The 18,300-nt window shown below is 65.9% G+C and carries 12 protein-coding genes; 8 read left to right on the top strand and 4 right to left on the bottom strand.

The window, feature by feature from the left end:
• Nucleotides 1-77: 77 nt before the first annotated feature.
• Entirely contained in the window at nucleotides 78-1,535 is a 1,458-nt protein-coding gene (locus AB0J68_RS09345; RefSeq protein ID WP_363937459.1) for a tyrosine-type recombinase/integrase, read from the bottom strand.
• Nucleotides 1,536-2,113: 578 nt separating this feature from the next.
• Here AB0J68_RS09345 and AB0J68_RS09340 point away from each other — a divergent pair.
• The 8 genes from AB0J68_RS09340 to AB0J68_RS09305 all read left to right on the top strand — a co-directional run bounded on the left by AB0J68_RS09340 (nucleotide 2,114) and on the right by AB0J68_RS09305 (nucleotide 15,504).
• The gene (locus AB0J68_RS09340) at nucleotides 2,114-3,571 is read left to right on the top strand and encodes a DUF3375 family protein (protein WP_363937457.1); all 1,458 of its coding nucleotides are present in this window, start codon (nucleotides 2,114-2,116) and stop codon (nucleotides 3,569-3,571) included.
• Nucleotides 3,568-4,272, top strand: a complete 705-nt coding sequence (locus AB0J68_RS09335) for a DUF4194 domain-containing protein (protein ID WP_363937455.1) — start codon at nucleotides 3,568-3,570, stop codon at nucleotides 4,270-4,272. The genes AB0J68_RS09340 and AB0J68_RS09335 overlap by 4 nt, the downstream gene beginning before the upstream one ends.
• The gene (locus tag AB0J68_RS09330; RefSeq protein WP_363937453.1) at nucleotides 4,269-7,715 is read left to right on the top strand and encodes an SbcC/MukB-like Walker B domain-containing protein; all 3,447 of its coding nucleotides are present in this window, start codon (nucleotides 4,269-4,271) and stop codon (nucleotides 7,713-7,715) included. Before AB0J68_RS09335 ends, AB0J68_RS09330 begins: the two co-directional genes overlap by 4 nt.
• Complete coding sequence (locus AB0J68_RS09325; RefSeq protein WP_363937450.1) at nucleotides 7,715-8,923, top strand: Wadjet anti-phage system protein JetD domain-containing protein; 1,209 nt, start codon at nucleotides 7,715-7,717, stop codon at nucleotides 8,921-8,923. Before AB0J68_RS09330 ends, AB0J68_RS09325 begins: the two co-directional genes overlap by 1 nt.
• A gap of 180 nt (nucleotides 8,924-9,103) precedes the next feature.
• Nucleotides 9,104-9,727 carry a hypothetical protein gene (locus tag AB0J68_RS09320; RefSeq protein ID WP_363937448.1) on the top strand — a complete coding sequence of 208 codons (624 nt, stop codon included), beginning with the start codon at nucleotides 9,104-9,106 and terminating at the stop codon, nucleotides 9,725-9,727.
• Nucleotides 9,728-9,874: 147 nt separating this feature from the next.
• Complete coding sequence (locus tag AB0J68_RS09315; RefSeq protein WP_363937445.1) at nucleotides 9,875-11,926, top strand: GNAT family N-acetyltransferase; 2,052 nt, start codon at nucleotides 9,875-9,877, stop codon at nucleotides 11,924-11,926.
• Between the two features lie 115 nt (nucleotides 11,927-12,041).
• Complete coding sequence (locus tag AB0J68_RS09310; protein WP_363937444.1) at nucleotides 12,042-12,359, top strand: hypothetical protein; 318 nt, start codon at nucleotides 12,042-12,044, stop codon at nucleotides 12,357-12,359.
• A gap of 289 nt (nucleotides 12,360-12,648) precedes the next feature.
• Nucleotides 12,649-15,504 carry a tetratricopeptide repeat protein gene (locus tag AB0J68_RS09305; RefSeq protein WP_363937441.1) on the top strand — a complete coding sequence of 952 codons (2,856 nt, stop codon included), beginning with the start codon at nucleotides 12,649-12,651 and terminating at the stop codon, nucleotides 15,502-15,504.
• A 390-nt stretch (nucleotides 15,505-15,894) separates the two neighbouring features.
• Here the strand turns inward: AB0J68_RS09305 and AB0J68_RS09300 are convergent, their stop codons facing one another.
• From AB0J68_RS09300 to AB0J68_RS09290, 3 genes are all read right to left on the bottom strand, one after another.
• Nucleotides 15,895-16,335 (bottom strand): GIY-YIG nuclease family protein, encoded by a 441-nt coding sequence (locus tag AB0J68_RS09300; protein WP_363937438.1) that lies wholly within the window; start codon nucleotides 16,333-16,335, stop codon nucleotides 15,895-15,897.
• Between the two features lie 347 nt (nucleotides 16,336-16,682).
• Nucleotides 16,683-17,609, bottom strand: coding sequence for a PIN domain-containing protein (locus AB0J68_RS09295; RefSeq protein ID WP_363937437.1), 927 nt, complete (start codon nucleotides 17,607-17,609; stop codon nucleotides 16,683-16,685).
• A gap of 494 nt (nucleotides 17,610-18,103) precedes the next feature.
• Nucleotides 18,104-18,300 (bottom strand): hypothetical protein (locus tag AB0J68_RS09290; protein ID WP_363937462.1); only part of this gene is annotated, 197 nt, incomplete at its 5' end.

Here is an 18,300-nt window from a genome sequence, read left to right as displayed (position 1 = left end):
GTGGCCGCTCGCGCGCGGACCTGCTCGACCGGTTGCGCGCCCGTCGGGCCGAGGCGGATCTCCACCGACGACACGTGTCAGCGGGATTTGCGCCCCCGACCGGTCCGCCGGCCTGCCGAGGACCGAAGCTTCGCGCCTCTCGTCGCCGAGGACGGCTTCCACCGAGGGCGGCAGGCAGGCGCCGCCGTCGCCGGCCCCGCCTCGACGTGGCGATCCTGCGGCGGCTCCGGATTGCGGCCGAGCTGGCGCCGGACCTCCTCGCCAGGTTTGGCAGCGTCAAGGACCAGACGCGCGGTGGCTTCCGCGGCCGCGCGCTGAGACTCGGGCAGGACGCTGGTGTAGATGTCCGCCGTCAGTTGGATGGTGGCGTGCCCGAGCTGGTCCTGCACCGCTTTGAGATCGGCGCCGGCCTCCCGCGCCAGCGTCGCCGCGCCGTGCCGCAGATCGTGCAGCCGGATCGGCGGCAGCCCAGCCCGGTCAACCAACAGCCGCATCCGCTGGGTGAGATAGCCCGGGTGAATCGGCATCCCGTCGGGTCCGGTGAACACGTAACCGCTGTCGTGCCACACCTTCCCGGCCGTGGCCCGCAGGTCGCGCCGCTGGGTTTGCCGCTCGCGGTGCTGGCGCAACACCCGCACGGTGTGCTGGTCCAAGGCCACACTGCGGGGGCTGGTCGCGGACTTCGGTGGCCCCTCGTGCACGTCGTAGCCGGCGGTGGTGCGCTGCCGCACCACCGACACCTGGCCCGCGTGCAGGTCGACCTCGCTCCAGCGCAGTCCGGCGGCCTCTCCGCGGCGCAGACCCCGCAGGGCGATCAGCCACCACAGGGCGAACAAGCCGTCGTCGCGGACGTAGTCCAGGAAAGCGGCGAGCTGTGTGGGTGTCCATACCGCGACGGTGGGCCGCTCACCGGTGGCCCTCCACTCGGCGACGCGGGCCTCGGTCCACACTTGGGCCTGGGGACGGGGGCGCGCGGGTAGCTCCAGGTGGCGGGCCGGATTGGTGACGAGCAGACCCTCGCGGACAGCGCCGGTCAGCGCCGCCCGCAGAGTCGTGTGGATGTGCTGCAAGGTGCACGGGCTCTGCGGTTGCCCGGACCGGTTGCGGGTGGTCGCGATTTGGGCGAACGCCGCGGCGAGCTGCCGCGTGTTCAGGTCACCGAGGATCAGCTGGCCGATGTGCGGGATGAGGAACCGCTCGACGTCGTGGCTGTAGTGCATTCGCGTCGTCGGCCGGATCCGGGTCCTGGTCGACAGCCAGTACCGCAACCAGCGGGTGACGGTCCAGGACCGGCCGGCCTGCTCCTCCCGGGACAACGCCAGCAACTCGTCACGCGCCGTGCGCGCCGCCGCCTCCGACGCATAGCCACCCCGGCGAATCCGCTCGGTCTGCCCGAGCAGGTTGCGGGTTGAGCAGTGGAAGTACCAGCTGCCGTGCCCGCGCTCGGTCAGGCGCGGACACGACGTGCCCCGCCGCCGGCTGGTCACCGGGTCCACACACCGACACCGCTTCACGATGACACCCTGACTGTTCATGATCTCCCCCTCTGATCTGCTCAGGGCTCATCGTCACGAAACCGCAGGTAGCGAATGAGGGCTTCAACCCGAAATATTCGGCATCCGTCGAGTAAGAATGGAATGAGGTGAAACGTGGCCGACGCCAATGACCGGTCAGGGGCCACGCCATTTGATCGATTTGCCGAGAGAGTCAAGTTGAGGTCACCGGCGCGACGGTGTAAGCCGATCATCGATCACGCACACCAACGTTAGAACGATTGTTCGACTTGACTCGATGCCGGAAGGTGATTCGGCGGATCGTTCTGGCGAAGTCCGGGTCGCAGCCGTAGGCCGTGGCCGCCTCGCTGCCGATACTCGATGAGAGCCAATCGCGGCCCGGTGCGCAAAATGATGGCCTGCCTGAACAGCACATGGGCCTCCCAGCGTCAGTGCTGGAAGACCCCTGGTGTCTGCAGTGGCCGCTCGGCCCGGGTACGTCGCAGATGCCGGCCCGGCGACCCTGCTGGCGTTTGATTGGCCGCGTCGCACGCCATTTGTGTCAGTAGGGTGCGGCACACTCAGCAGTGCGGGCATGCGTTGCGACGTGATTGGCGGCTATGAAAATCACAGGCGAACGGATCAGGGCTGCGCTGGACTTGAACCCGACCCTGACGCTGCTCAAGGCGTACTCGAGAGAGTGGGTGCTGCCTCTGTTCGCCGAGCACCTCGAACAGGTTGACGGGTCGGTTTCCGCCGAGTGGTTCCACGAACGAGTTTCCGAGGCGCGCGAGAAGATCCCCGAGTGGCAGGGCACTGTCACGCCGGCCGATCACTGCCGGGACTGGATCGAGAAGCGCTGGCTGGAGACGGAGACGCTCAACGGACGTCTGAGGTACCGCCTGTCGCCCTACTCCCTGCGAGTGCTGCGGTTCGTCCGTGAGCTCGTCGAAGGTGAGACGACCGTCAGCGGCGCCCGCCTTGGCTCCATCTCGAACGCGGTGCGGCTCCTGGCCGACATGACCAACCCGGACCGGGGCGTCCAAGTGCGGCGCATTGACCAGCAGATCGCCGGGCTGCGTAAGAGACGCGAGGACGTCGCCTCCGGTCGGGTGCGGCTGGCGACGGTGGAGGAGATGAAGCAGCAACTGCTCGAGATTCTTGCCATGACGCGGTCTCTGCCAGCCGACTTTCGGCAGTTGCGCACCATGGTGGAAGACCGTCACCAGGAGGTGGCGCGACGGGCAATGGTCCAGGGACCGCGCAAGGCGGACCTCGTGGAGGACTACCTTCGCGAGAACGATCTGTTGTCGAAGACGAGTCAGGGCACGGCATACCTCGGGTTTTCCCGGCTGCTGTCGTCCCGGCAAACCGAGCAGCTCCGTGCCGACATCGACCAGATCCTCGCGCAGGGATTCGCGCGCGAGCATGTGACTGCCGCGCAGCGTGAAGAACTCGACGGCATGCTCTCGACTTTGCTCGCCGCGGAACTCGACGCGCAGAACAGCTACGTGCGCTGGTCTGCATCGCTGCGCCGCTTCCTCACGCGTGTGGCTCACGGTCGCCACCAGCGGCTGCTCAGCCTCGCTGATCGCGCCTTGTACGCCGGTACCGCTTGGGTGCAGGCCGAACGGGGGCAGCGGTATGTCCCGCAGGACGTGCTCGGCGTGGGTCCACACGCCGTCATCGACATCTCTCAGACTCAGCTGTGGCGCGACCACGGCCCGCAGGAGGTCATCGTTGAGGTCACCGAACAGCGCAGGACTCTACCGACGGAGGACCGGGCTGCCCTTCGGTTGGCGGCCGGAACCAGCCCGCGTGCCGTGGGACGAACCATCAACACGCTGCTCGTCGGCCGGCCGGTGGTGACCGGCGCTGAGGTATTCGATGCCACCGCGGAAGAGTTTCAGCGCTTGGGCACCCTGGTGAGCCTGCTGGATCTTGCAGTCCTGCACGGACAGGTCGATACGGACCTCGTCGAGACGGTACGGCTGTCCGGAGACCGGGCGACCACCCTCATGGCCGCGCTGCCTCACCTCGTCTTCGATGCCCCCGTGCCCACGAAGGAGATGCCGTGAGCGATCGCATCGACGTCCTCGATGAGGACTCAACACCCAGCGACGACCTGGACGAGTACGGCTTCGACGGCGACGATCCGGACAGCCCAGACGGGTCGCGCCTGCCAGCCCCGGCGCGACGGGCGCTGGCGACTCTGTTAACCAACAGATTCATCACCCGCTCGCGCAACCGGTCGGCGTGGGAGGCGCTGCTGGCGTACGAGAACGAGATCCGTGAGCGTCTCGCCGACATGTACCTGCTCCTCATCGTCGACAAGGACTATGAGGTGGCGTTCAAGCGGCAGGACCCGGCCGAGGATGCTCCGAAGGTGCTGCGCCGCGACAAACCGCTTCACCGTGACGCGTCCCTGCTGCTCATACATCTGCGCAAGGAACACGCATACACCGACGCAACCGACGACCCGGTCGTGATCACCACGGCCCAGGTAGCGGAATTCCTGCGCCCGTTCCGCGAAGACGGCGACGGCGACGAGGCCAAGTTCGAGCGCCGCGTGGACGCTGCCATCCGCGCGGTGGCCGAGTTGAAGCTGCTGACGTCAGACCCGGACGCGGACTACCTGTTCACCGTCTCGCCGGCCATCGTGCCGCTGATCGGCGCCGACGAGATGATGCGCATGGAACGGCACTTCCTCCAAGCGGCAAGGGCAGCGGGTGGGACTGACGAGTCCGAGAACAACGAGACAGGCGAGGACCTCGCATGACGACACTCCACGCGGCGGCGGAACCGATTGAGGAAGACCTCGCCTCAGTGGTTGTTCCCGACGGGCAAGACGCGGGGCAGTTTCGCATCAGCACGGTGCAAATCCTCAACTGGGGCGCGTACTCCGGACTGCAGACCATGACCGTGGCACGCTCGGGCACCGCGATCGTCGGCCCGTCCGGGCGCGGCAAATCCACCCTGCTGGACGCCGTGGCCTCGGTGATCCTGCCGAACCCACAGGAGTTCAACCAGGCCGCTCGCGACGACCGCGGCAAGAAGCGGGAACGGACCGTCTATTCCTACGCGCGCGGTCACACCGACCAGAGGCGGGACGACAACCGGCGCTCCGCAACAACGAACTACCTGCGACCGCCCGGCGGGCCAGGATTCCCCTGCGGCGCGGCGATCACCTGGGAGACCCGCGACGGGCGACGCGCCACATCGTTCCGCCTGGCGTGGGTCGGCTCGGACGCCGACGGACCAGAAGGGATCAACGGTGCCACCGTCTACGGCTTCATCAACGACCACTTCGACCTGACACAGCTCCGCGGCATCACCGCCATCCGTCAGGGGGCCTCCCCGCTGTCGAAAACCTCCCTGGAACGTCTCATCGACCAGAAGCGGGGCGACGTCGTGGACTCCTCGCAAGCGCGTGTGCACGCAAAAATGCGCACAGTCATGGGGATGGGAGCCACCGACGACTCGCAACGCCTGGCCATGCAGCTACTGCGACGAGCCCAAGCATCCAAGGGCATCTTCTCCATCAACGCCCTGTTCAAAGAGTTCGTCCTCACCGAACCGCTCGCGCTGACCCGCTGGGACATCGCCCTACAGGCTTACCGAGAGGCATCTCGACTGTATGAGGAGTTCGAGACAGCGCGGCGCCGCACCGACGCACTGGCCCCGCTGCCGGTGATCGCCGAGAAGTACCTCGCCGCCGGCGCTGACTACGTAGCGAAGGCCGTGCTGCTCAGGGGTGACGGCGATGGCCCCACACGGCTTCATGTCTGGCATGCGGAGAAGATCACCGGATGGGCCGAGAACACCATCGACGACAACCGCCTCGCCAAGGCGGCCATAGACGAGAAGCACGCCGGCGCCGTCAAGGCTGCCAACGCCGCCGACCAGCGCGAGAAGGACACGATCGCTCAGCTCGTCGCGGCCGGCGGTGACCGATCGGAAATGGTCAAACTGCAGCTCGAACATGTCAGGGAGAACCTTCAGCGGGTGGAGGCAGAGCGGCTTCGGTTCGGCAACCGCCTGTCCGTGTTCAAGATGTCCCTGCCCTCGTCCGCGGGCGATGTGACTCTCACACACGCCAGTCTCGACGACCTCGCCGCGCAGGAGGAGAAGGCGGGGCAACGCGCCGCCGAGAAAGCCAGCAAGGCTGCCGGACGGCTGTGGCAGCTCCGCCAGGACGCCGCAACCCAAGAGCGGGAGATCACCGGGCTGAAGGCACGACGCAGCCTCATCCCCGAAGAAGCCGACACGCGCCGCAACCGGATCGCCTCCGACCTCGGCATCGACACCAACCGGCTTCGCTACGCCGGCGAGCTGCTACAGCTCAAACCCGAACACCGTCGGTGGGAGAAGGCGGTCGTCGGCCTGGTGCTGCCGTTGTCGAGCACCCTCCTCGTCGACAGCGTTGATTTCGCGCGCGTGCGCCGGTATGTGCACGACCACGACATGCGCGGGTCGGTCACCCTCGCCCCTGCCCTTTCCGGGACACCAAGCCCCGCCCCGACGGACGGCAGCGTTCCGGCGCTGCTCGACATCGCCGAGCACCCGTTCCATGGCTGGCTTGCGACTGAAATGAACGAGACCGTGAACTACCACTGCGTGGAGACGGACGCGGAGCTGGACAACCGTCACCCGGGATGGGCGCGCGGATCGATCACCCCGGCCGGTATGCGTACCGGCTCCCGGCAGCGGTTCACCAAGGACGACCGCCGCCTGCGCTACCCCTGGCTCGGTTGGGACACCCGCCGGCTGCTGCAGGAACTGAGCGACGAGCTCGAATCGACCCGGCGAGAACTACGGGCCGCCGCCGTGGCGGCGGAAGAGGCCGACACACAGCGCAATACGACCCGCGCGCGATTGGAAGAACTGCAGGCGATCCGCGCCGACCTGACCTGGGACCGGATCGACTCGTCAGGCGCCCAACAGCGGATAGAAGAACTCGAAGCCCAGCTCGCGCAGGCCAACTCACCCGAAGTCACGCACCTGACGGAGTTATTGCAGAAGCAGCGCGAGGCGGCGGTCGCCGCCAGCCGTGAGGTGCAAAGGCTTCACGAGGAGCAGAAGGGGCTGGACAAGCAATGGGGCGACCTGGTCTCGGCCGTGGACGACGCCAAGGACCTCGTGGATGCCGAGCAACCACTGAGCGCCGACGAGCGTGCCGCGCTCGCCGCCACCCCCTTCGCCGCGCCGACCGACGCCACAGGGGTTACCGCGAGCCTGAGGGCAGCGATCGACGATCTCCGCAAGCAGATCGACCGACACAAGGACGACCGGGAAAAACTCGAGACCGCCGTGGTGGGCCATATCGCCGCCTACCGGAATCTGGATGATCGCACCGCGCGCGAAGTTGATGGCACCATCGAGTCTCTGCCGTCAGTGTTGGCGATCTACGAGCAACTTGTCACCGACGACCTGCCGCGGGCGAAGCACGCGTGGCTGGCGAAGGTCGACGACGACATGAACCGGCAGCTACGCGGCCTGCTCGTGCAGATCGACGACGACGCGCGAACGATCAAGCGCGGGCTGAACCCCATCAACGACGTGCTGCGCCACGTGCGGTTCCGCGCGAACGCCACGCTGAGCATCGAACCGATCGAGCGACCAAGCAGCGACCTGAAGGACTTCCGCCAGATCATCACCCGCTACACCAGCAACACCGTCGGACAGGACGCACAACGCGAGGCCGACCAAGTAGAGAAGTCCTTCACCCGGCTACGCAAACACCTGGCCAAACTCGATGACCCCTCAAGAGCCGGAGAAGCCTGGCGCCGGCGAGTCTTCGACGCCCGCGAGCACGTCGAGTTCCAAGCCATCGAAACCCGCCCCGACGGAGTCAAGGTCGTCCACGACGGCGTCTCCGGCATGAGCGGCGGCGAAGGACAGGAACTGATCGCGTTCATCCTCGGCGCCGCCCTGCGGTTCCGCCTCGGCGAAGGCCACGACGGCCCACCCACCTACGCGTCGGTCATCCTCGACGAAGGATTCGTCAAAGCCGACAGCGACTACACCGGCCGAGCCCTCTCCGCGCTGCAGGCCCTCGGCTTCCAACTGATCGTCGGCGCGCCCCGCGAAAAGGCGACCGCCTTCGAGGACTACGTGGAATCCGTCGCCTACATCAACATCGACGTTGATGACCCCACACGAGTCCGCATCTACCCCATGACGATGCAGGAGGCACTGCGCATCGAGCAGGAGCAGACGTGATGCGAAACCCCGACCTGATCTTCGACCAAGTCCGCGTCCGGTACCGCGAGAACTGGCGCGACTGGCTGCTGCACGGCGACGACGCACATTTCTCGTTCCCCCTCGCCGCACCGTCAGCGGATGCGATCGCCCGCAACTACGACGCAGTCGGCCAATGGCTGCGCGCATGGCGGACCTGGTCGGAGACACAGCCCGTCATCCGGCTACGCACCGTCACCCGCCACACCGTCGTAGGCACCCAAGAAGTATTCACCCACCTGGACCTCCCCACGATCGACGACCTTGTAGCCCTCGATCATGGCCTCGCCGACCACTGGTTGCGGGCGAAGGCCAGGTGGATGCATCTCATCGCCCTGCCCGGTGGCGTGGCCACCGAGCGGCTACGCCCCCACCTGCAGCAGATCGTCGACCTGGACAACGCCGACTTCGAGATTCTGCTCAGGTCCGCCGTCTGGTTCACCGAGCACCCGAGGTCCGGACTGACCATCCGGCAGGTGCCCGTCCTGGGTATGCACACCAAGTGGCTGGCCCGCAACCGCCGGCTCGTCCTGGCCTGCCTCAACATCACCCCTTCGCCAGGCGGCAGCACTGATCAACCGCACGAGGAACTGGAGCAACACGACCTGGATCCGCTCGGCCTCAAGGCCCTGCCCGTGCATGTCGATGTGATCCTGGCCGATCCCGCCGACCGTGCGCTGGTGGGCGGCCTACGGCACCTCCGCGCACCACTGCCGGAGGTTAACGCGCTACCCCTCCGCCCTGAGAAGGTCATGATCGTCGAGAACAAGGAATCCGCTTACCTCGTCCCCGATCAACCACGGACCGTGGTCATCCACTCGCTCGGCAACCATCTCAGCGTCCTTAACGAGATCGACTGGCTGCAAGGCGCCCGTCATTTCTACTGGGGAGACCTCGACCGAGCTGGAATGACCCTACTGTCACGGGCGCGCTCCCAGCTGCCACGCCTCATGTCCATCCTCATGGACCCGGCCACGCTCGAAGAACACCAAGCCCTCGCCATCAAGGACGAGACCCGAGCCGACCCGCCGGAATCCAACCTCACCGACATCGAAGCCGCTGCCCTGGCGGGACTCACTACGGAGCACGGCACCTACCTGCGCCTCGAGCAGGAACGGCTTCCATCGCCCTTCGTTCTCCACCAGCTAACTCGCGCCCTCGAAGCGCACAGCTTTGACCGAGGACGGTAATGGCCGTGGGTGGGGCAGGGGCACCGGCCAGTCGGGCGTACCGCAGGCAAGCTGCCGCCATCCGCCGGCTCGTCGTTCCCCAGGTGCGACGGCGCTTGGGTTAGTCAGTCTCACACCGGGTAATGCCGGGCATTTCCTAGCGAGGGTGTTGCATCGGTCAGCGGCGAATGAGGAGGATACGTGACAAGGCGGAACATGGATGCGAGATTCACGGATCGAATCCGCCACGGGGCGGCATGGCGCTGGCCGTGGATAGCCGCCACTACTGCGGGGGTACTCGCGGCGCTCTTGATCACCCCCACCACGGCCTTCGGTGACGCCACCCCTGCGCACACCGGTGAGTATGGCCGCCCGGGGTACACGGAGAACGATACGAGCGAGTACCTACGTACCGACGGCGGCGACTTCCGCGAGGTGGTGCAGGAGTTGCGTCCGACAGAGGTGCCGGTACCGCCGGGCTACTCGTTTGCTCCTGACATTGACGAATTCGTCTCTGGGCTTGGAAGCGAACCGGCGGTGATACCGGTGACTGCCGTCCGTGGAACCTACGCTGCGTGGGCGGCGTGCGCCTGGAAGGCAGATTGGCTGGCTGCGCAAGCCGCAGAAGATGGACCTCGATCTGCGACGGCCGTGGCCATACTCCGAGAGGTGCCTTCGTGGCCGCTCATCATTCAGACCGACGGCGGCGGGATCCGTCAGCAGCACCGCAAGGTGGCGGAGGCGGCCGAGCGAGCAGACCTGTCGGTCGTCCGCGACGATGTCCGTGACAACTGCCCAAGGCACTTGATCAGCAAGTCCCGGTAACCCCTCGCCTCCACACCTCGCACACCTCGCCACCTATTCTTGCGGTCTGAGTTCCGGCATCGATCACGGTTTGCCAGTCAGTTGAGTGTCGATCTTTAAGACACGCGGACGATGTCGTGGGAGCGACCGGGCCGGCACACTGCGTGCATGTCGACTTCGACCTCGCCCAGACCTGTCCAGCTAGAGACGGTGCGACCTGACGACAGCGACGCGGTCTCGCAGGCGTTCGAGCTCGGTTGTCAGTTCAAGGCTCGACTCGGTATGCAGATGCGTGGGGCCTATGAGCAAGCGGCCGGGCATGGGCACCTGCTGGTGGCCAAACAAGACGGCAGAGTGATCGGGTTCGCGCTCTACGGCATCGCCTACCAGCGAGTGCGCCTCGCCTATCTGTGCGTGAGCCCGGAGCATCGCCGCGGTGGGATCGCGGCCATGTTCGTGGAGCACCTCTCGGCGAAGCATTCTGATCTGGCCGGCATCAGTGTCAAGTGCCGGCAGGACTACGGGATCGACAAGCTGTGGATCGATCTTGGATTTCATAAGAGATCACAGGTGCGGGGGCGAAGCCACACCGGCCACCTTCTCGACGTCTGGTGGCGTGACCACGGGCACCCGGATCTGTTCTCACGGCAGGATCCGCCTTTGCTGCGAGCCGCCCTGGACAACAACATCATCCGTGACCTGGGACCGGCGCAGAGCCGACCAGGCGCCAGTGAATCCCTGGCGCTGCTCGCCGATCACCTCACCGACCAACTCGAGTTGGTGGTCACCGCCTCGGTCCGCCGGGAGATCTCCGATCTGGATCCCGGCGCGACAAGAGACGCCTGCGAGGAGGTGATGAGCAGGTGCACACCTGCGGCGCCTGTCTCACAAGCCGTCAAGGCCGCCCAGAAGTCTCTCCTGGACCGCGTCGACGCCGAGCACAGCCCGTATCCCGCTGGGCGACGCGATGAATACGACCTACGCCACGTCGCCTCGGCCGCGGCGGCGAAGGTCGGCGTCTTCGTCACGCACGACACTCGGCTAATCAGCGTCCTGAGGAAGCCAGCCCGAGCCCTGGGGTTGCGCATCCTCGAGCCCGCCGATGTCGTCGTGCACCTCGACGAACTGACACGAGCCGAGGCATACCAACCCGTGGCGTTGCTCGGCACCGGCTACCAAATCAAGGCCCTGGGATCGGAGCAAGACCAGGCTGTCGAGCACCTGGCCGCGACCGTCAGCGGCGAGAGCCGCAAGGAGTTCCTCCGCCACGTTCATGCCCTCGCCGTCGCGCGCACCCAGCGTCATGCCGTGATCACCCCAGACGGGGACGTCGCCGCTCTCTATGTAACCGGCCAGCACGGCTTCGCGCTCACGGTGCCGCTGCTGCGCGTGGCCAACCAGCCTCTGGCCGACACCATGGCTCGTCAATTGTTGCTGATCCTGCGCAACCAGTGCCGCGCCAGCAAGCTCGCCGCGATCGTCATCGACGACCCTCATATGTCACCTGGGACGCAACGCGCACTGCTCGACGACGGCTTCCAACAGATCAACGGCAGATGGATAGCGTTCGTGATCGACACCTGCGGCACCGCAGCCGACGTCGAACGGGACGCCAGCGCGGTAGCGCGACATCTCGACTTACCCGAGCCAACCCCGTTAAGATCCACTATGCCCGCCGCCGTCGTCGCTCAACTCGAGCGCAACTGGTGGCCAGCGAAAATCATCGACACCGCCCTGCCCACCTACGTCGTGTCGATCCAGCAGCGGTGGTCCAACCAGCTGTTCGGCGTACCCACACCACTATGGCGCGAAGACCTCGGCCTCAGCCGCGAACACGTCTACTACCGCGCCGCCACAGGCGGCCCCGCCGCACCCGCCCGCATCATGTGGTACATGAGCGGCAACACGCCAGCCGCACCCGGCATCATCGGCTGCTCCCAGCTAGAGCTGGACGTCATCGGCACACCCGCAGACCTGCACGACCGCTTCCAACACCTCGGCGTCTGGGAACTGTCGCAAATCCAAGGCACCGGGGAAAGCCAACGACGCCAAGCCCTGCGCGTCACCAACACCGAAATCTTCCCTCACCCCGTACCGCTACCGCGACTGAAGGCCCTCAGCGGATCACGAACCGGCCTGCTCTACCCACTTTCACCACGCAAGATCGAACCTGAAATGTTCGCTCAACTTTACCGGGAAGGCTTCGATCAGCATGCGTGAAGAGCCACCAGCCTTACTACTGTCCCTACGCCCGCGGTACGCCGAGGCGATCCTTTCCGGACACAAGACAGTCGAGGTACGCCGCCGCAGAGTCGCCGCCCGCGAAGGATCTCCTGTGGTCCTGTACGCCAGCTCGCCGGTGATGGCCGTCGTGGGAACCGCGCAGCTTGAACGGTCCGAGACGCTCAGCGTGCAGGACGCCTGGAGTAGCCATGGACACGCGATGGGCATCAACCGACGCGAGTTCGATGACTATTTGACCGGGACTGAGACAGCCTGCCTGCTCTTCCTGACCAAGGCATCACCCCTGGGCACCCCCCTGCCACTCAACGACCTGAGAAGCAGTCGAGCGTTCCATCCACCGCAAAGCTATCGATACGTGGCCGAATCCGACCCAACCGCTATCCGGCAACTCGCGGCCCAGCGGGCTTAGGTTGATCTACTGAGGGGTCACACGTAGGAATGCTGGACGGCGAGGACGGCACCTGCGGACGCGGTATCGGGCAGGGGTCACCAAGGTGTTGTTTCCGGGCTTGATGCGACAGGTTGGCAGCGGGTGATCGGTACCCGGCATAGTCGGGGCCGTCGGCAAGTCGCGGCGAGGGAAGGCCGATATGGTTCACGCTGACGAGGCGGAGGTCGCAAACCGGGCCGAGGCGCTTTCGTGGGCCGCTGCCCCTGCAGGGCCCCTTCCAGCGCCACCGCTTGACACCCGGGCTCAGATGCTGCCGATCGGTGACCTGCAGTGGGATGACGCCGAGCGTCTTTTTGTCAGGCTGTTGGATACGGTCCAGCCGCTGCAGTTCGTCAAGCTTTTCGGCGTTCGAGGGCAGGCCCAAGCGGGGATCGATGCCTACGCCCGGCTCCCGATCGACCTGACTCCGGATGGGAATGGCGGGCGTGACTACATCACCCTGCAGTCCCGCAGGGTCAGGTCGCTGACCCCCGCCAAGATCAGGAAAGCTGTCGATGACCTGTTGAAGGGTGGATGGGCCGATCGGACGGCGACCTTTTACTTCGCCACCTCCTTCGATCTTCAGGACACGAAGTTCGACATCATGATCCGGGAGCAGACCGAACGGTTGGCCGGGCTCAGGATTGCCTTCGTCCCGTGGGGTCTGCAGGAAATCTCCACGCTCCTGAAGGACCAGCCGCGTCTGGTCGATGACTTCTTCGGGCGGGCATGGGTCGGACGCTTCTGCGGCCAAGAGGCAGCCCAGGCCCTCACCGAAACCCTGACGCGCGCGCTTTCTCCCGATCCGCACGGCTTGGATCCAGCGGTCGCGGTGACACAGCGCCCTGTGGACGAACGGCGGGTTGCGGTACCACGCCGCGTCGGGCTCGTGCCTGCCCTCGCGGCGTCATTTCAGCCGCGTGGCGGGTTTCATGATGATGTCCGCCCCGGGGAGACAGTTGTCCTAACGGGTCTGGGTGGCGTCGGTAAGACACAACTCGCCGCTGACTTCGTCCGCGCCTACGGCCCAGACTCCGCCGTCGTCGTCTGGGTGACCGCGACGTCTCGGGATCAGGTACTGGCGACCTACGCAGAGGCGGCGCGTGAGGTGCTCGGCCCGCAGGACAGTGTCGAACTGGCAGCCGAGCGGTTTCTCGCCTGGCTGACAACCACGCAGGATGGCTGGATTGTCGTCCTCGATGATCTGCAGACGACTGCCGACCTACGCGGTCTCTGGCCGCGAGGACCAGCCGGAAGAGTCGCCGTCACGACCAGACGTCGTGACGCCGCCCTTACCGGATCCCAGCGACGGATCGTCGACGTAGATGTCTTCAGCGCCGAACAGGCAGTCGATTACTTGCGGTCGGCACTCCAGCAACGCCATGTACTCGCTGACGACATCGACGGCGTTGTCGACGACCTGCAAAGACTGCCGCTCGCACTTGCCCAGGCCGCGGCGTTCATGCTTGATCGGCAGCTACGGTGCAGCCAGTACCGGCACCGATTCGCGGACCGACGCAGGCGCCTGATCGAACTGCTGCCCGAACCGGACGCGCTACCCGACGAGCACCGTCACGCGGTCGCGACCACTTGGTCACTATCGATGGAGGTCGCAGATCGGCTTCCGCCGGCCGGCGTCGCCCGACCGTTGATGGAGTTGCTCAGTGTTCTGGACTCCGACAGCATCCTGGCCGGCCTCGTGACCGGGCACGCTGCCCGGAATTGGCTTTCCTACGCGGTGCACTCGGATGCCGGGACTACTGGTGCCCTCACGTCGATCGACATCGACACACTTCAGGACGGGCTGCTGACGCTGCACCGGCTGAGCCTGCTTCGCCACGACGGTGACATCGTCCGGGTCCATGCGCTCGTGCAGCGTGTCACCCGCGAGGAACTCGACGTCGAACGTCGTTCGTCGCTGGTCTGGGCGGCTGCTGATTTGCTGCTCGAGTACTGGCTCAACGGCGGGCATAGTTCGGAACTCGCCCTGACGATGCGGGCCAACGTCGACGCGCTGCGGCGTCACGACCACGGCGAGCTCATCGGATCGGTCGTGCACCCGGTACTGATCCTGGCCGGCGTCCGTCAAGGCGAACGCGGAGATCCGCTGGGTGCCGCCGAGTACTTCGACGATCTGCTGGCCTCGGTGATGCAGCATCTGCCGCCCCACCCGAGAGTTCTGGAGATCCGCGGTCTTGCCGCCCGTTGGCGGGCAGCAGCCGGAGATCTCGTCAGCGCCATCTCCATTCATGAGGAACTGGTCGACGACTTCGAGCTCCAGAAGGGGCCCGATGACCCTGGCACCATCGTGGCCCGCGCCAACCTAGCCATCTGCCGAGCTAACGCCGGTGCCCTGGCCCGAGGCGCCCAGGAGATGAAGGAGATTTTGGTCGACTGTGAGCGGCTTTTCGGGCCGCGAGACATCCACACGCTCGACACACGGGGGCACCTTGCCGATATGTACGGGGAGGTCGGGGAGTACGAGAAGGCCCGTGCGATGTTCGCCCAACTGGCCGCCGACCGGTTCGAAGCTTCCGGCCCGGACCACCGGGACACCCTCACCGCGCAGGGTTCGCACGCTCGCTGGATCATGGAATGCGGTAACCCGCGGGCGGCCATCCCACTTCTGCGACGTGTGCTCGACACGCGCCTGGCCAAGCTCGGCCCCGACGATCCCGACACACTCGCGACTCGAAGCAATCTCGCCCAAGCACTCCGAGCGGCCGGAGAGGTCCGGGAAGCGGCCGAAGAGCTTGATACCGTGCGGGCCGACCACGTGAGGGTGATGGGCTCGGACCATCCGCAAACATTGACCGCGCGTAATAACTATCTGCTCGGCGTGTCTCTCGAAATGGATGCGGACGAGGCGGCAAACGCCTGGATGGATCTAATCGATGACAGTGAACGTGTTCTCGGCCAATATGCTTCAGCAACGCTAAACAGTATGCACAACTTCGGTGAGTGGCTCGCGTACGCCGGTTACCTGGATGACGCCGTCGGGTGGCTGCAGAACACACTCACCGGACGGACCATCGCCCTCGGTCTGGAACACCCACACACGAAGGCCACCCAAGAGTTCCTCGACCAACTGCGAGGCGCGGCAGGCGGGACCGTCCGGGCATAGGGCCGGTCCGTCCGGTGCGAGGGCCGGTGCGCCCGAGTTCTAGCCTCTCCGAATCGGTGCGGCCGTCAACGACGATCAAGCTGCGCTCCTCAAGTTCTGCCTGCTCGGGAAGTCGAGGCCACTGGTCTGCCTCGCTTGATACCACATCTGTCGATGGGACGTGGGGGGCCGAGCGAGGCAGGAAATCCTTGCCCCGGTCGCGGGACTCCGGGAAGCACGCTCGCTTATCGGCTGTGAGACCTTGCCGCCCTTGGTCTGGTGTCGGTCTCACCTAGCGAAGACGTGCGCGGGCGGGCTGCGGCTCCTGCGGGGCCTGCTCGGGGCGGTCGGCGTCGAGTGGGCGCGGCCGAGCCGGTCGGTCAGCGGCGCGGGTGGCGCCGTGGTCGCCGGTCACGGGTAGCACTTCTCGGAGCAGATGGAGCCGATGAACCCCGTCAGCTCGGGGTGGTTCTGGAACCATTCGAGATGATCGGGGAGACGCAGGTGGTCGAAGCGCAGGTGGAGTTCGTGCTCCAGTTGCTGGCGGGCGTACTTGCTGTCTTTGGCGATGACGTGCAGCAACTCCAGGCCGTGGGGGTTGCCGCCATGAAAGGGGCGCATCCGCTCGTACGGGTCGGCGGCCTCGCCGATCTTGATGAAGGGGTCGCTGGCGATGAAGTACACGCCGGCGTAGTGGTGCGGCAGGCCGGGGTCGCCGAGGTAGCCGAAGACGGTCGACTCGGCTTCGATCATGGCTTCGGTCGGGTCGCCGTGGGTGCCGTAGCTGCGGATCTCTTGTCGGTATCGGGCGGTCAGCCGCTTGCGACCTTTGTATTCGCCGTAGGTGGTCATGGGTCACCGTGCCGGCTGGTGGTGAGGCTGTCAACCTTCACGTCGACCTGTTGAGACTCTGGGCTGCTGTATCTGGGTCTAGCGGAGCGCACCAAGCATGCGAGCGTGGCCGCGGAGTTCGGCGAGGTACTCCGCGACGTCGCGGTCGGCGCCGGCGGCCAGGGGCCCGGGCGGGCCGCTGCCGCCTGCCACACGATCGCCAACTCGACCTCCCTCGCCGTGATCCGCCGTTCTAGTTTTTCAAGGCTGCTCATCGCCTGCGATTTTCCCCGGTGGCGCGGGCCGTGGCCAGGGCGGTCTGCGCGGTGGCCAGCCCGACTGGGAATCATCGCCACACCGTGCGATGCCTACCCGACCGGCACGGCCTTGGTCTTTACCGTCGGCTTTGGCTCTGGCTTGGCTGGCTCGTCGCCTATGTCCTTGGTGGGCTTGAGGACTCGTACGTCGAGCATCCGGGCGCGTAGGGCCATGCTCGTGTCTAGGGTCAGCAGCCGGACGGGCAGCGTTCGGGTGTAGGGCTGCAGTGCGAGTGTCCGATCGATGATTTCGTCGTCGGCGTCGGCCAGCCGCACATGGTGCGCGTCGTCGAACAGCACCTCGATGGTGACCTTGTCGTGGGGCACACCGCCGGCTTCGATGACCTCTTTGTGGTTGTCGGCCTCGCGGATAGTCACGCGTGATCGCGGCTGCTCCAGCAGCTCGTCTAGTACGCCGAGGGTGTGCGCGGCACGCCACCGGCTCTGTTGGTTGCCCGATTCTTTGAGCCGGTCCAGCTCGTCGACCACCACCCGGGGCACCACGAGGCGTATCTCCTCGTATCCGACGTTGAGCAGATCCGCGTACGCGATGTCACGGATCTTATCGGGGTGGTGGATGAAGACGCTGGTGTCCACCACGATCACGTAGGCGTCGGAGCTCCACCTGGCGATCTCGGCCTTGAGCGCTGACCATGCCTGTTCCCACACGTCGGCCCGTTCGGTGAGCTCAGCGCTGAGTAGATCCTGGGTAAACCGATCGCGGCGGTCGCCGAACTCGGCCAGGCGCCAGAACCGCGGGGTGAGGATCAGTCGGTCGATGTCGGTGGACCGGATCTGGTTGCGCAGGACCCGGGCGTTCTCGTTCGCCCAGTCCAGGTACTTGGTCAGATCACCGTGGTTGTTCCCGATCGTTGTCTTGGCCCCGAACAGCAGGTCGAGCACGTGCGAGGTGTGGGCGCCGGGCGACAAGGTGACAAGCATGGCGACGATCTTGCCCTCCGCCCGCCTCAGCAGCATTGACGTTCGGCCGCATCGCAGCTGACATCGGATGACATTTAACCAAGACAGAAGCCATTCGCCGTCATCCGGCGGCGGATTGTGGAGGCGCACCTAGACCAAGGCGACGGCACTGGCTCAACACTTCGTCTCGATCGACGGGTCGATCCTTGAGCACACCTCCTTCCCTTCAGGTCGAAGCGGTCGATCTACGAGCCGATCGATCGGGCACCTACCGCCGGCTGGCTGACGTCGACCAACGCCGCGGTAGATCCGTGGCTGCTCGGTGGCTGCTCGGGCGACGGGGGACGGGCGTGGATTTACCGGGACGGAGCAGGATTTCATCAGCTATCGCGAGCCCTCGCGCTAATCGATGGGTAGCGATGGTAGTCGCACGCAGCGCCCGGACCAGCAAGGACGTGGCTGGACGGGGTTGGACCAGGGAGGTTGCGGACCGACTCGATTTGGCATAGAGTGCTATTTGGGGAAGACTAATATCTACTTCGGACTACGGATCAGAAGGTTAGGGGTTCGAGTCCCTTCGGGCGCACATACAGCCCCCTAGCAGGCCAACGGCCGCTAGGGGGCTTCTTCTTGTCTAGCCAGGACTGTGAAGACAGCGTGCCGGACGACGGCAGGGTCACCGCCGGGGACCGGGCGCTGGTCACGCCGCCGTCGACGTCGTAGTCACCCGCCGCCGAGCCGGCGAGCT

It is taken from the genome of Micromonospora sp. NPDC049580, assembly GCF_040675595.1.
Lineage (GTDB): Bacteria > Actinomycetota > Actinomycetes > Mycobacteriales > Micromonosporaceae > Micromonospora.
Note: the sequence above shows the minus strand (reverse complement) of the source record. Positions and strands in the feature narration are given on the sequence as shown.